The following is a 12,321-nucleotide window of genomic DNA, read 5'->3' as shown; positions in this document are numbered from 1 at the left end:
TCTCAGGCGGCAGCCAGCTGGGCGGCCTGGGTCGAGCATCGGGCCGCAAAGGCCGAGAAGATTGCGTCGGCCAGAGGCTGCATCTGAGGCATCCCCTCCATGAATTCGTCGCGCATCCGAGCGATCCTGGACTTCTTCATCGTGCCGATCATGCTCGGCACCTGCATCCATTCCTCAAAGATGGGCGCTGTCACCTCCAGGTGGAACTGGAGGCCCAATGCCGACCCAAGTCTAAAAGCCTGGACCTTGGTGGCGCGGGAGCGTGCCAGGAGCTTAGCCTCCGGCGGCAGGGTCACTTGGTCGGCATGCCAGTGCAGCACATCAGTGTTCTTGCTCCACATGGCCACATCGTCGTCCTGCCCCACCCAGCGGATGGGTCCCATGCCGTATTCGGGTTCCTGGTTCCGCATCAGGGTGCCTCCCAGTGCCCGCGCCAGAATCTGATGGCCCAGGCAGATCCCCAGAATGGGTTTGTTGGCAGCCATCGCCGCCTTGGCAAGCTTGGTCTCCGCCTTGAGTCCGGGGTGATGTGAGTAGTCGTCAGCCGACATAGGACCGCCCATGATGACCAGTCCTGCAAGCTCTCGTGAGCGAGGCAGCTTGGGATTCTTCTCATCCACGATATTGATGATTTCGGTGTCCAGTCCGCACTCCTGGAGGTTGTCAAGAATACGGCCCGGCTTCTCCCAATCCACATGCTGAACTACCAGCACCCTAGGTTTCGCCATGGCTCCATTCTTGCACATATGCCGTCGGGTCGGTCCGCAGGCTCGGTATTTTCTCTTGGACAGTCAGCAAGCCTTGGTAGGCTCAAGGATATGGATACGAGTTCGCAACCGCAGGATTCCAAGGCTTCAGTCAGTCTGGCCGCGGCAGGTCTGCGTCTGTATGATACGGCTGATCACCGGGTGACCCCCTTCAGCCCCATCGAACCGGGCAAGGTCGGCATCTACGTGTGCGGGGCCACAGTGCAGAGCTCGCCCCATATTGGCCACATCAGGACCACCCTGGCCTTCGACGTGATCCGACGCTGGCTGCTCAGGCTGGGATACCAAGTGACCCTGATCCGGAACGTGACCGACATCGACGACAAGATCCTGACCAAGGCGGCAGCAAACGGCCAGCGCTGGTGGGAGCGGGCCTACATCTATGAGCGCGAATTCACTCATGCCTACGAGACCATGGGGGTCCTGCCACCCACTTACGAGCCTCGAGCCACCGGGCACATCCCTGAGATGATCGACCTGATACAGCGCATCATCGACCGCGGCCACGCCTATGCGGTACCCGACGAGCAGGGTCGTCCATCAGGCAACGTCTACTTCGACGTGGCCTCCTGGCCTGAATATGGTGCCCTGACCCACCAGCAGACCGGCACCCAGCCCGCTGACGAACAGGCCGCCGCCAACGACCGGCTGGGACCCAGCATCGACACCGATGGGCAGAATACCTACGCCGATGAGGAGCCCGGCAAGCGCGACCCCCGCGATTTCGCGCTGTGGAAAGCACCGAAGCCTACCGATCCGGCCACAGCCCGCTGGCAAACCCCCTTCGGCACGGGCAGGCCGGGCTGGCATCTGGAATGCTCGGCCATGAGCCACCGTTATTTGGGCGCGGAGTTCGACATCCACGGAGGCGGTCTTGACCTTCGATTCCCCCATCACGAGAACGAGATGGCCCAGTCGCACGCAGCTGGCTGGGGATTCGCCCATCGATGGATGCACACAGCCTGGGTGACCCAGAAGGGCGAGAAGATGAGCAAATCCCTGGGCAACGGGCTGTCCGTGGACCAGGTGCTGTCGCAGCATCCGGCCTGGGTGGTGCGCTACGCTCTGGTCTCGGTGCAGTACCGGTCCATGCTGGAATGGTCCGATCAGTCCCTTCAGGAGGCCGAGGGCGCCTACGAGCGCATCGGCAACTTCGTGGACCGGGCCGGACGAATCCTTGGAGCACAGCCCGAGCGTGCTCAGGTAACGGGACTGGGTGCGGACGATCTGCCAGAGGATTTTGTGCAGGCCATGAATGACGACATCAACGTCTCAGTCGGTCTGGCTGCCCTGTACGCGCTGATTCGTCAAGCCAACGCGGCCATGGATGCGGACCCGGATGCTCTGGATCGGAAGTGGCTGGCCACTGCCCTGCTCCGGGTCAGAGCCATGCTGGATGTCTTCGGACTTGATCCCCTTGATCCCCACTGGGCAGGAGCTGCAGCCGACCGTGACAATCGAGCCATGAACACCTTGGACGCCTTGGTACACCAGCAGTTGCAGGAACGCGATCAAGCGCGAAAAGATCACGACTTTGCCCGTGCCGATGCCATTCGGGACCAGCTGGCAGCGGCCGGTGTGGCCGTGGCGGATGCACCAGCTGGCAGCACCTGGGATCTGAGCCGCTGAACCCATGTCCGACATACGCGACGTTGCCAGGAAGGCCGGTGTCTCGGTCAGCACAGTCTCTTATGCTTTCTCCGGCAAGCGTCCCATCTCTCCGGGAACCTACCAGCGGATCATGCAGGCCGCCGACGAACTGGATTACGCCCCGGATGCCGGCGCCAGGATGCTGCGAGCCAAGCGCAACCAGATCGTCGCCCTGAGCGCCCCCTTGCGTCCCGGGCAGAACCTAGCCTCCTACGCAGACTACTTCATCGAGATGGCCAGCTGCGAGCATGCCCGTGGCTATGACTCCCTGCTGCTGACTGCCGAGAATGGCGTCGAAGACATCCGACGGGTCACTCGCAGCAATCTGGCCGACGGCGTGGTTCTGATGGATCTGGTGGACGATGACATCCGCGCCACACAGGCCGCCTCATATGGACGCCCCTGCGTGGCACTGGGGTTGCCTCGGCAGCACACAGCATGCGCCTGTGTGGATCTGGACTTCGACCTGATGGGTCGCATGGCGGTGGAAGCCATGGCCAGAGCGGGACGCAAACGCCTGCTCTTTCTGGAGGATCCGAAGGGCGAATACCGGCGCGGCTCTGGCTTCCGCCTTATCCTGCTACGCAGTCTCAAGACCTGGGCTCGCCGTCTGGGCGTAGATCTGCGGCTTGAACCGGGCCCCACCGGCAGCGATCTGGCCTACACCCAGCAAGTGCTGGACATCATCCATCACGGCCGCATTGATGGCCTGATCGGCCAGATCCGCCCCACCCTGCTGGACACCGTGGTGGTCCGCATGCGCTCAGACGGCATGAGCATTCCCGATGACGTGGCTGTTCTGTCCTGCGCCGCAGGCAAGACCAGCCCCACTCTTGAGCTTCAGGGCATCTCTGAGATGCCCCTTACCCCCCGCTCGTTGTGCGCCAAGGCTGCGGATCTGCTGACCCAGGCTGTGGAGGAGGGGGCATCCCTGGCTGGACAAGTCCTGCTGGAGCGCCCCACACTGATTGATCGAGCCTCCCTCAGCCGACGGAAGCAGAAGGCCGCCTGAGCCAATCAACGGGGTCGGCGATCCCGCTCTCCCGTCTCCAGCACCTTTTGCGGAAAGGGCTGGTGGGGCTCCTGCTGGTACCAATAGGCCACGCTGGCCAGGTCATCCTGACGTTCGAAGTAGCCCTGTTCGTCCACGCCTATCTGCTGCAAGGTCACCTTGATATCGCTGGCGAAAATAATGGGGTCGGGGATGTGCCAGCGGTAGAACCCCCTGGTCACCGGGGTGTCGGCATCCCAGTACTGGGATTCGCGGTTGTCCAGCTGTCTGGAGTGGAAGGGAAATCCCATGTAGGCCCCGCTGTAGGTGACCTCGTGCATGCGGCCATCCGCGCCCTGCCCGGCAAAGCTCCAGGCGCCGCCGAAGTAGTCCTCGCTGCCTGTGGAGCACCAAGTGGGGTAGTCCTTGTCTCCGTCCAGGTAGACCTTGACCTCGCCCTCGCCCCACCAGCGGCTCTCCAGAGCGGTCAGAGCCAGATAGGTGCCCACGTAGGAGCCTCGGCCATGCACCCCATCCAGGATGACGTAGTCCTGGCCAAGTTCGGTGACCCGCTGACGGCGCCACTGGGCATGGAAGGTCATGACCTCCTCAGGCAGCTCGTCCTTCTCCACATAGTCGATCTGGTAGAAGAAGGCCTCGATGGGCTCGTTGTGCCGGTTGCGCAGAACAATCCGGGCCCCGTCATGGAAAGGCATGGGCCAGTAGCAGTTGAATCCCCGACGCGGGTAGACGGCCACAGGCACGGACTCGACCCGGCAGGCCTGGGCATGACCACAGCAGAAGAAGTCACCCAGGGGCACGCAGACGGACGGCGTCTGTTCACCATCCCAGTAACATTCCAGAATCAGATTGCGCAGGACGTTGGGCCCGGTGGGCGAGGTGACATCAGTAACGGTCATCCAGATATGACGAATCTCGCCAGCGCCGGACAGGTCGGCCAGAACCATGTCTTGGCCAGGAGGAATGTTCTTCAGGCAGGGAGCCCCCTTTCTTGAGGGGCCCAGATTGCTGGCCGTCATGGCCGCTTCGCCCTTGCCTCCCCGAGGATTCTCGGCGTTGATGCATCGGGTGCGGTCCCCGGATGGACGGGTCAGCGCCTCAAGACCGTTGGTGATGTTCGGCATGGTCATGCCCATGGTTGTGGTTGCCTTTCATGTTCGGGCCGCCCGCTCCCCTCCTCTGCCTTCTTGCAGCGGGCGGCCATGTTCAGTGTACTTGTGCAGCGGCGATTACTTGACAGCGCCAGCCACTATCCCCTGCGAGAGCTTCCTCTGGAAGAAGATGAAGAAGATGATGGTGGGAATGATGCTGAGCAGGGAGGCGGAGGCCAGGTCGGTGGCAGCCATGGTGTGCTGCCCCTGCATGGTCGCCAGGGCCAGCGGGATGGTCTGCGTCTTCTCGCTCATCAGGAAGGCCATGGGGATCATGTACTCGTTCCAGGTCCAGATGAAGAAGAAGACGAAGAGGACGCTGATGGTCGACCAGGACACCGGCAGCACGATCTTGCGCAGAATCTGCCAGCGCGAGGCTCCGTCGACGCTGGCCGCCTCCAGGATGGCCTGGGGGAAGGTCCCGTAGACGGAGGAGAGCAGATAGGTGCCGTAGGCGCTCTGAATGATGGTGAAGATGATGATGATGGACCACTGGGAGTTATAGAAGCCCATCCATTTGAACATGACGTAGAGCGGGTAGAGCAGGGCCTCCTGGGGGACCATGTTGGCCAGCATGATGAACAGGAGGATGACTGTGTTGCCCTTGACTCTGCCGATGCCCAGGGCGAAGGAGTTGAGGACCGAAAGCAGGACCCCGACCACGGCCACCACCAGGGAAATCAGCAGGGAGTTGCCCAGCTTGAGCGGGAAATTGCTCTTGTTCCAGAAGGCGATGATGCCGTCCATGCTGAAGTGGGCGGGCACGGACAGGGGGCCCGTGGCGTTGTAGTCAGCCGTGGTCTTGAAGGCGTTCAGAACCAGAATCAGCAGTGGGAAGAGCATGATCAGGGCTCCTGCGATCAGCAGGATCAGACCGGCCCAGTCCCCCCAGGTGCGGATTCTACGGGCGTGCCGGGAGGACACCCGGGCGTCGGCTTGCAGTGTAGCTTGGTTATTCATGATGCGCTTCCTTGCCTTCCTCAGGCGATGCTCTTTTGCACGCGCTTCTGCACGATGGTGAAGACGATGGAGAAGATGACGATGACCACGGTCAGGGATGTCGAGATGGCGGCGCCGTAGCCCACCTGCTGCACCTGGAAGAACTGGTTGTAGGAGTAGTAGGAGGGAACCATGGTGGAGGTGCCGGGCCCGCCCTTGGTCAGCAGGTAGACCGGGGCGAAGGTCTTCAGGGCGCCGATGGTGGAGGTGAGGATGACCACCAGCAGCTCGGGAATGATGGAGGGCAGGGTGATGACGCGGAACTTCTGCCACCAGTTGGCCCCATCCAGGCTGGCCGCCTCGTAGAGCTCGGGATCCACCCGCTGCAGTCCGGACATGAAGATGACGATGGGATAGCCCAGCTGGATCCAGATCAGGATGACCATAAGGATGGGCAGGGCCGTAGTAGTCGAACCCAGCCAGTTGTGAGCCAGTCCTCCCAGGCCGATCTTGGTCAGCAGGTCGTTGACGGCTCCATCCTCAGGCCGGAAGATCCAGCCCATGATGATGGTGGCCACGGCCACAGGCAGAACCTGGGGCAGGTAATAGAGGGCCCGCAGGGTCGAAGAGGTGTGGGGGCCGAACTTCTTCTGGATCACGTCAGTCAGGGCCGAGGAGATCAGCAGACCCAGAACCGTGGGAATAATGACGATGGCCACGATGATCCAGAGGGTGTGTCCGAAGGAGACCCAGAAGGTCGAGTCGCCCATGAGTCGTCGCCAGTTGCGCAGACCCACCCATCTGGTCGGCCCCACCCCCCTCCAACGGGTGAAGCTCAAATAGATGTTCCAGAAAATAGGCACGATGACGATGGCCACGATGCCTATCAGGCCGGGAATCAGATATGGGACGAACCGTGAGGGCGCACTGCCCGGGATGCGGGACTGCGCCTTCTTCCTGCTATGTGTGTCAGACATGCTTGTACTCTCCTTGGCGGATTGACGCAGCTCAGTTGTCATCCAGATCGAGCTGGGCGACGCCGTCGTCGTAGTTCTTATGCAGGGTGTCCAGAACCTGGTCGGGGCTCTTGGTGCCGTTGACCAGCTCCTGGAAGGCGGCCGGCATGGCGTCGGTCAGGTTGGGCGCAGGGTAGTCGGGGTAGTAGCTCATCCGGCTGGCGTCCGAGGCTTTGGTGTATTCGTTGACCAGATCACGGCTCTTGGGGCTGGTGATGGCCTCCGTATCGGCCGCCACTGGCACGCCGCCCTTGTTGCCGATGTAGTTCTGAACCTCCTTGGACAGGACCACGTTGATATAGCGGGCTGCGGCATCCTTGCGCCGGGACTTCTGCGGGATGACCAGCAGGTTGCCCGCGCAGCCCTCGACCATCTTGGCCCCCGGGAAGATGGATGCCGTCCAGTCGAAGGTCTTCACCTGCTCCATGAAGCGGGTCTGGTTCCAGGTGCCGGTCTGGTAGATGGGATAGGTCCCCTTGATGAATGCCGTTGTCGTGTCCTCGGCCTTCATGCCGGTGGCGTTCCTGGAGATGTATCCCTTGTCGATCCAGTCACGGATGGTATTGGTGGCGAACGTCAGCGGCTCGCTGCGCCAGTTGACCGGATGCTTGTAGAGCTGCCAGTCGTCAACGAAGCGGGCATCGGCCTTGGTCATGGCCAGCTGCCACCAGAGCCAAAGCACCCCGTATTCCTGGGCATCGGCCGCTATGGGCGTTACCCCGTGGCTCTTGAAGGCCTTGAGCGCCGCTACAAACTGGTCAAAGGTACGCGGGATGGGAATCCTGTACTTGGCGAACAGGTCCTTGTTGTAGTAGACGCGCTGCATCTCCGCATAGGAGGAAACCCCGTACCAGGTATCCCCGTCCATGACGCCCCGCTTGTCGTACTTGCCCACTGCCGCCGCTTGGCCGCGCACCTTCTTGTCCCAGCCATACTTCTGCACATAGGGCTTCAGGTCGGTCAGCAGCTGCAGCGTGGACAGAACCCCGGCCGAGCCATTGCCGCGATTGGACTCCATGACGTCCGGGGCATCGTCCGAGTTGAGGAACTGGCTGCCATTCTGGGCTATCTGGGTAAAGGACTTGACCTCGAAGTCCACCTTGATGCCGGTCTGTCGGGTAAAGATATCGGCAGCCTTCAGCCAGCCTCTGGCCTGACCGCTGCTGGGCTCCTCGTAGTACCAGATTTTGATGCTGGACGGATGTGCTTCCTGGGGGGCATCGCCCCCCGATCCGCAGGCCGCCAGCGGCAGGATCGACATGGCCAGGGCTAAGGCCGCTCCGATCCCTCTTCTGATCTTCATGATGGCTCCTAACACTTTCTTGCATCCTTGCATCCAGTTACCGCGATTCAGCATGTCGAAATGTTTCGACTTCGGATGTATTGCAGGCCTCTGACCATCTCCATCGATGCATCCGAGATGTCGAATCGTTTCGACTCAGTATAGAAGCTCGCAGAGGCTGATGTCAAGAAGACGCAACGTACACCGGAATCCGCTTGATAAAGCCTCTCCGATCCTTTGCGCTGTCCTCGTCGCAATGAACGCATCCATGCTCAGCCATCATTTCATTCCAGAAGCGGCCAGCGGCCATTCTCCCGGCTGACAGGTAGACTTGGGACATTATGGCAGCATTTTCATCTTTGACCGATCGGCTCTCCCAGGCCTTCACCCATCTGCGCTCCAAGGGGAAGCTGACCGAGGCCGACATCGACGGCACAATCCGCGAGATCCGGCGCGCCCTCCTGGATGCTGATGTCTCCCTGGATGTGGTGCGCTCCTTCACCGGACGCATCAGAGAACGCGCTCTGGGCGAGGAGGTCTCCAAGGCTCTGAACCCGGCCCAGCAGGTGGTCTCCATCGTCTACGAAGAACTGACCGACATCCTGGGCGCGGGAGTGGATCGGCCGCTCAATTTCGCCAAGACCCCGCCTACAGTCATCATGCTGGCCGGCCTGCAGGGCGCCGGCAAGACCACGCTGGCAGGCAAGCTCGGCTACTGGCTCAAGGATGCCGGCCACACCCCCCTGCTGGTGGCGGCGGATCTGCAAAGGCCCAACGCTGTCACCCAGCTCCAGGTGGTCGGCGAACGCGCAGAAGTACCGGTATACGCCCCCGAACCTGGCGTACAGACCAGCGGCTCCGAGCCGGCGGCCCCAGGACAGGTCACGGGCGATCCGGTCAAGGTGGCCGCCGACTCGATCAGAGTGGCCAAGGACAAACTCTACGATGTGGTCATTATTGATACAGCCGGTCGGCTGGGCGTGGACCAGGAGCTGATGGAGCAGGCCCGCAATATTCGCGATGCCGTCCACCCCGATGAGATTCTCTTCGTCATCGATGCCATGATCGGCCAGGATGCGGTCGCTACAGCCAAGGCCTTCGACCAGGGTGTGGACTTCACCGGCGTGGTCCTGTCCAAGCTGGACGGCGATGCTCGCGGCGGCGCGGCCCTGTCGGTAGCCTCGGTGACCGGCAAGCCCATCCTCTTCGATTCCAACGGAGAGGGCCTCAAGGCCTTCGAGGTCTTCCACCCCGACCGCATGGCCTCCCGCATTCTGGATATGGGCGACATCCTGACGCTGATCGAGCAGGCCCAACGCCAGTTCGACGAGGAGGAGGCCCGCAAGGCCGCCGGGAAGATGTCCGAGGGCAGCTTCGGCCTGGACGACTTTCTGGAGCAGCTCCAGCAGGTCCGCAAACTGGGCTCCTTCAAGAGCATCCTGGGCATGATTCCAGGCATGGCCCAGCATCGTAAGGAGCTTGAGCAGTTCGACGAAAAGGAGGTGGACCGGACCCAGGCCATCATCCAGTCCATGACTCCTCAGGAACGACGCGACCCCAGCATCATCGATGGCTCACGGCGGGCCCGGATCGCCTATGGCGCTGGAACTACGGTCTCAGCCGTCAACGGTCTGCTGCAGCGGTTCGAGCAAGCTGCCAAGATGATGAAGCGAATGACCAATGGCAGCCGCTCGATCCCAGGCATGGGAGGCATGGGTGCTGGCGGCGGCAAGAAGGGCAAAAAAGGCAAGAAGGGCCGCAAGGGTTCCCGTTCAGGCAATCCCATGAAGCGGGAGGCCGAAGAGAAGGCTCTGCGCGAGCGCCTGTCAGGCAAGGTCAAATCCTCCGGAGGCTCGGCCTTCGCCAAGCGCCCCGAGACTCCGCAGATGCCTGAGGGCCTGCCGGACCTGCCCCCTAATTTGGGCGGCGGATTGGGCGGTCTCTTCGGCGGCCGCTAAACCCCTATCTCCTGCAGGAGACAGTGGCACGTGAACACCTTTCTCTGGATTCTCTTGGGGCTCATCGCCTTGTGGATGGCCCTGCGCTTCCTGCCGGCTGGGGCTGATTGGCATCGCCCACTGGTTGAGCTGATCGCTCTGATCGATCTACTGGCTGTTCCCCTGTTGGCCATATTGATATTGACGGTTCTTATGCATGCCTGGCTTCAATGCCTGCTGGCGTTTGTAGAGCTTACTCTGGTCAGCTGCCACCGCCTGCGCTACCGGCTGCCTCAAGCAGACCGGACCAGCCAGTCGTCCTCCGACCATGGGCTGAGCGTCATGACTCTGAACTGCCGCTTTGGCCGAGCCGATCCTGAAGAGATCGTACGTTGCGTGCGCTCCTATGAAGTGGAAGTGCTGGCCCTGCAGGAAGTGAAGGGAAATCTGCTGGAATCGCTTCAGACCGCAGGCATACATCAGCTCCTGCCCTACCTGACGCAGGGAACTGCCGGCCCCGATGACAACGGCGGACGCAATGTCATCCTCTCGGCGGCCCGGCCCGCGATTGCTTATCCCTCAGCCCTGGACCTGCCAGCGGCGGCCGTGCCTCTGGTCGAGCTGAAGACCAGCTGCGGACCGGTCCGAGTGGCCAGCGTTCACCCCAAATCACCTCAACGCGGCGCCAGACAGTGGGGCATGGGCATCGCCGCCTTGGCCAAACTGGCCCAGCCGCCCACCCCCACCATCGTCATGGGCGACTGCAACGCCACCCTGCAACACCCGACCTTCCGGGCCATGCTGGCGCAGTCGGGACTGCGCGATGCCTCCCTGTCCCTGAAGGCTGGCAGCCATCCAACCTTTCCCTCGGGACGATTGCTGCCACCATTGATCGAAATCGACCATATCCTGATGGACGATGACCTGACCGCACAATCCATGCATGCTCTTCGGATCAGCGGCAGCGACCACCGGGCACTGATAGCCCAACTGGTCCTGCCTGGTCGGCTCTGAATACAAAACAGGCTCATCAACTGGCTTATCGCCTAGGTGAGGTATACTTTTGCTGTTATTCATGTCCGGAGGAGCCCTCTCATTCCGACGGCCGTGAGGAACACGCCAGGAGCGCCGCCATGCCCCACATGGAGACGCCGCCGGGCACACCAAGTACCAAGGAGAGCCGTTTTGGCAACCAGAATTCGTCTGAAGAGAATGGGCAAGAAGTTCTACCCCTTCTACCGCGTGGTCGTGGTTGATTCCCGCAAGAAGCGCGATGGCAAGGTTATTGAGGAGATCGGCACCTACGATCCCAACACCCAGCCCTCTTCAATCAAGATCGACTCCGAGCGCGCCCAGTACTGGCTGGGTGTAGGCGCTCAGCCCAGCGACCCCGTCTTCAACCTTCTGAAGATTACCGGCGACTGGCAGAAGTTCAAGGATCTGCCCGGCAAGGAAGGCACTCTTAAGGTGCCACAGGCCGAGGCGGATGCCCAAGCCCGCATCGAGCAGGCACAGAACGAAGCCCAGAAGCTCAAGGCCGCTAAGTCCGAGGCTGAGGCCAAGGCTAAGGCCGAGGCGGAGAAGGAAGCCCCCAAGGCCGATGAGTCTGCAGATGCCGCCCAGGCCGAGCAGGCAGCTGAGTAAGGCACATTTACTGAAGATTGGAAGGACCGGCTATCATGCTTGCACAGGCCGTTGAGCACCTGATCAGGAACATCGTGGACTTCCCCGATGACGTGTCGGTCAAGTCCCACGAAAACTCTCGCGGAGAGCTGTTGCGGGTACGGGTCAATCCCGAGGATATTGGCCGTGTGATCGGCAGGGGCGGCAGGACCGCCAACGCCATCCGCACCGTAATCCAAGCCCTGGCCGACCACAAGGTTCGCGTCGACATCATGGACGTACGCCGGTGAGCCCCAGCCGGTCCACCAATCACGATCCGCAGGGTCAAGACCCTCAGCAGCGAAGACTGCTGAGGGTCTGCCGTATCGGCCGCGCTCAGGGACTCAAGGGCGAGGTCAACGTATATGCCTACACTGACGAGCCCGAGCGACGCTTCGCATCCGGATCTCAGTTGCAGACCAATGACGGACAGGTTTTCACAGTGGTCTCCTCCCGTCGCTTCAAACAGCGTTGGATCGTCCTCTTCCAAGGAGTAACTGACAGAAACGCCGCCGAAGCACTGAACGGCGTTGAACTGTATGTCCAGGCTGATCCAGCCGAGGAGCTGGCGCAGGAGGATGCCTGGTACCCCGAAGACCTGATCGGGCTCGAGGTCCGCATGGCTCCGGGCAACTCACTGGGTGAGTCTGCCGGACGAGTGGTCGGTCAAGTCAACGACGTACTGGACGGTGCAGCCCAGCAGCAGCTGCAGATCCGCATGACCACCGAAGAAAGCGACGATGGTGTGGAGGGACTGATACCCTTCGTCGAAGCCCTGGTGCCTCAGGTTGACATTGAAAACGGGTACGTGGCCATTGATCCACCCGGAGGACTTTTGCCCGGCCTGGGCTGAACGCGCCTTTCAGCAAAGCCATGAAGCAAAACCGTAAGTGGGGAGCCAGCGT

At 61.6% G+C, this 12,321-nt stretch carries 12 protein-coding genes; 7 read left to right on the top strand and 5 right to left on the bottom strand.

Features of this window, described 5'->3' with window-relative positions:
- Nucleotides 1-2: 2 nt before the first annotated feature.
- Entirely contained in the window at nt 3-728 is a 726-nt protein-coding gene (locus DKK75_RS01405) for a type 1 glutamine amidotransferase (RefSeq protein WP_110451672.1), read from the bottom strand.
- 90 nt (nt 729-818) lie between these two features.
- Between DKK75_RS01405 and cysS the strand changes: the two genes are divergently transcribed.
- Both cysS and DKK75_RS01395 read left to right on the top strand, forming a co-directional pair.
- Nucleotides 819-2,396 carry a cysteine--tRNA ligase gene (cysS, locus tag DKK75_RS01400; RefSeq protein ID WP_110451671.1) on the top strand — a complete coding sequence of 526 codons (1,578 nt, stop codon included), beginning with the start codon at nt 819-821 and terminating at the stop codon, nt 2,394-2,396.
- 4 nt (nt 2,397-2,400) lie between these two features.
- The gene (locus DKK75_RS01395; protein ID WP_110451670.1) at nt 2,401-3,429 is read left to right on the top strand and encodes a LacI family DNA-binding transcriptional regulator; all 1,029 of its coding nucleotides are present in this window, start codon (nt 2,401-2,403) and stop codon (nt 3,427-3,429) included.
- Between the two features lie 5 nt (nt 3,430-3,434).
- Here the strand turns inward: DKK75_RS01395 and DKK75_RS01390 are convergent, their stop codons facing one another.
- The 4 genes from DKK75_RS01390 to DKK75_RS01375 form a co-directional block, all read right to left on the bottom strand.
- Nucleotides 3,435-4,559, bottom strand: a complete 1,125-nt coding sequence (locus DKK75_RS01390) for a glycoside hydrolase family 172 protein (protein WP_110451785.1) — start codon at nt 4,557-4,559, stop codon at nt 3,435-3,437.
- 99 nt (nt 4,560-4,658) lie between these two features.
- Nucleotides 4,659-5,540, bottom strand: a complete 882-nt coding sequence (locus DKK75_RS01385) for a carbohydrate ABC transporter permease (protein ID WP_110451669.1) — start codon at nt 5,538-5,540, stop codon at nt 4,659-4,661.
- Between the two features lie 20 nt (nt 5,541-5,560).
- A complete protein-coding gene (locus DKK75_RS01380) occupies nt 5,561-6,496 on the bottom strand; it encodes a carbohydrate ABC transporter permease (protein ID WP_110451668.1) in 936 nt (311 codons plus the stop codon).
- A 31-nt stretch (nt 6,497-6,527) separates the two neighbouring features.
- Complete coding sequence (locus tag DKK75_RS01375) at nt 6,528-7,838, bottom strand: ABC transporter substrate-binding protein (RefSeq protein WP_110451667.1); 1,311 nt, start codon at nt 7,836-7,838, stop codon at nt 6,528-6,530.
- Between the two features lie 320 nt (nt 7,839-8,158).
- Between DKK75_RS01375 and ffh the strand changes: the two genes are divergently transcribed.
- The 5 genes from ffh (at nt 8,159) to rimM (ending at nt 12,269) form a co-directional block, all read left to right on the top strand.
- Nucleotides 8,159-9,775, top strand: a complete 1,617-nt coding sequence (gene ffh / locus DKK75_RS01370; RefSeq protein ID WP_110451666.1) for a signal recognition particle protein — start codon at nt 8,159-8,161, stop codon at nt 9,773-9,775.
- 30 nt (nt 9,776-9,805) lie between these two features.
- The gene (locus DKK75_RS01365; protein ID WP_110451665.1) at nt 9,806-10,768 is read left to right on the top strand and encodes an endonuclease/exonuclease/phosphatase family protein; all 963 of its coding nucleotides are present in this window, start codon (nt 9,806-9,808) and stop codon (nt 10,766-10,768) included.
- Nucleotides 10,769-10,939: 171 nt separating this feature from the next.
- Nucleotides 10,940-11,398 carry a 30S ribosomal protein S16 gene (rpsP, locus tag DKK75_RS01360; RefSeq protein WP_110451664.1) on the top strand — a complete coding sequence of 153 codons (459 nt, stop codon included), beginning with the start codon at nt 10,940-10,942 and terminating at the stop codon, nt 11,396-11,398.
- 35 nt (nt 11,399-11,433) lie between these two features.
- Nucleotides 11,434-11,667, top strand: a complete 234-nt coding sequence (locus tag DKK75_RS01355) for an RNA-binding protein (RefSeq protein WP_015021362.1) — start codon at nt 11,434-11,436, stop codon at nt 11,665-11,667.
- Nucleotides 11,664-12,269 carry a ribosome maturation factor RimM gene (rimM, locus tag DKK75_RS01350; protein ID WP_110451663.1) on the top strand — a complete coding sequence of 202 codons (606 nt, stop codon included), beginning with the start codon at nt 11,664-11,666 and terminating at the stop codon, nt 12,267-12,269. The genes DKK75_RS01355 and rimM overlap by 4 nt, the downstream gene beginning before the upstream one ends.
- Nucleotides 12,270-12,321 lie beyond the last annotated feature (52 nt).

This window comes from Bifidobacterium asteroides, assembly GCF_003202695.1.
Lineage (GTDB): Bacteria > Actinomycetota > Actinomycetes > Actinomycetales > Bifidobacteriaceae > Bombiscardovia > Bombiscardovia asteroides_G.
Note: the sequence above shows the minus strand (reverse complement) of the source record. Positions and strands in the feature narration are given on the sequence as shown.

Excerpts from the sequence above, each read along its gene's own strand:
- DKK75_RS01405 (WP_110451672.1), bottom strand. The coding sequence starts at position 728 with ATGGCGAAACCTAGGGTGCTGGTAGTTCAGCATGTGGATTGGGAGAAG.
- cysS (WP_110451671.1), top strand. The coding sequence starts at position 819 with ATGGATACGAGTTCGCAACCGCAGGATTCCAAGGCTTCAGTCAGTCTG.
- DKK75_RS01395 (WP_110451670.1), top strand. The coding sequence starts at position 2,401 with ATGTCCGACATACGCGACGTTGCCAGGAAGGCCGGTGTCTCGGTCAGC.
- DKK75_RS01390 (WP_110451785.1), bottom strand. The coding sequence starts at position 4,559 with ATGACCATGCCGAACATCACCAACGGTCTTGAGGCGCTGACCCGTCCA.
- DKK75_RS01385 (WP_110451669.1), bottom strand. The coding sequence starts at position 5,540 with ATGAATAACCAAGCTACACTGCAAGCCGACGCCCGGGTGTCCTCCCGG.
- DKK75_RS01380 (WP_110451668.1), bottom strand. The coding sequence starts at position 6,496 with ATGTCTGACACACATAGCAGGAAGAAGGCGCAGTCCCGCATCCCGGGC.
- DKK75_RS01375 (WP_110451667.1), bottom strand. The coding sequence starts at position 7,838 with ATGAAGATCAGAAGAGGGATCGGAGCGGCCTTAGCCCTGGCCATGTCG.
- ffh (WP_110451666.1), top strand. The coding sequence starts at position 8,159 with ATGGCAGCATTTTCATCTTTGACCGATCGGCTCTCCCAGGCCTTCACC.
- DKK75_RS01355 (WP_015021362.1), top strand. The coding sequence starts at position 11,434 with ATGCTTGCACAGGCCGTTGAGCACCTGATCAGGAACATCGTGGACTTC.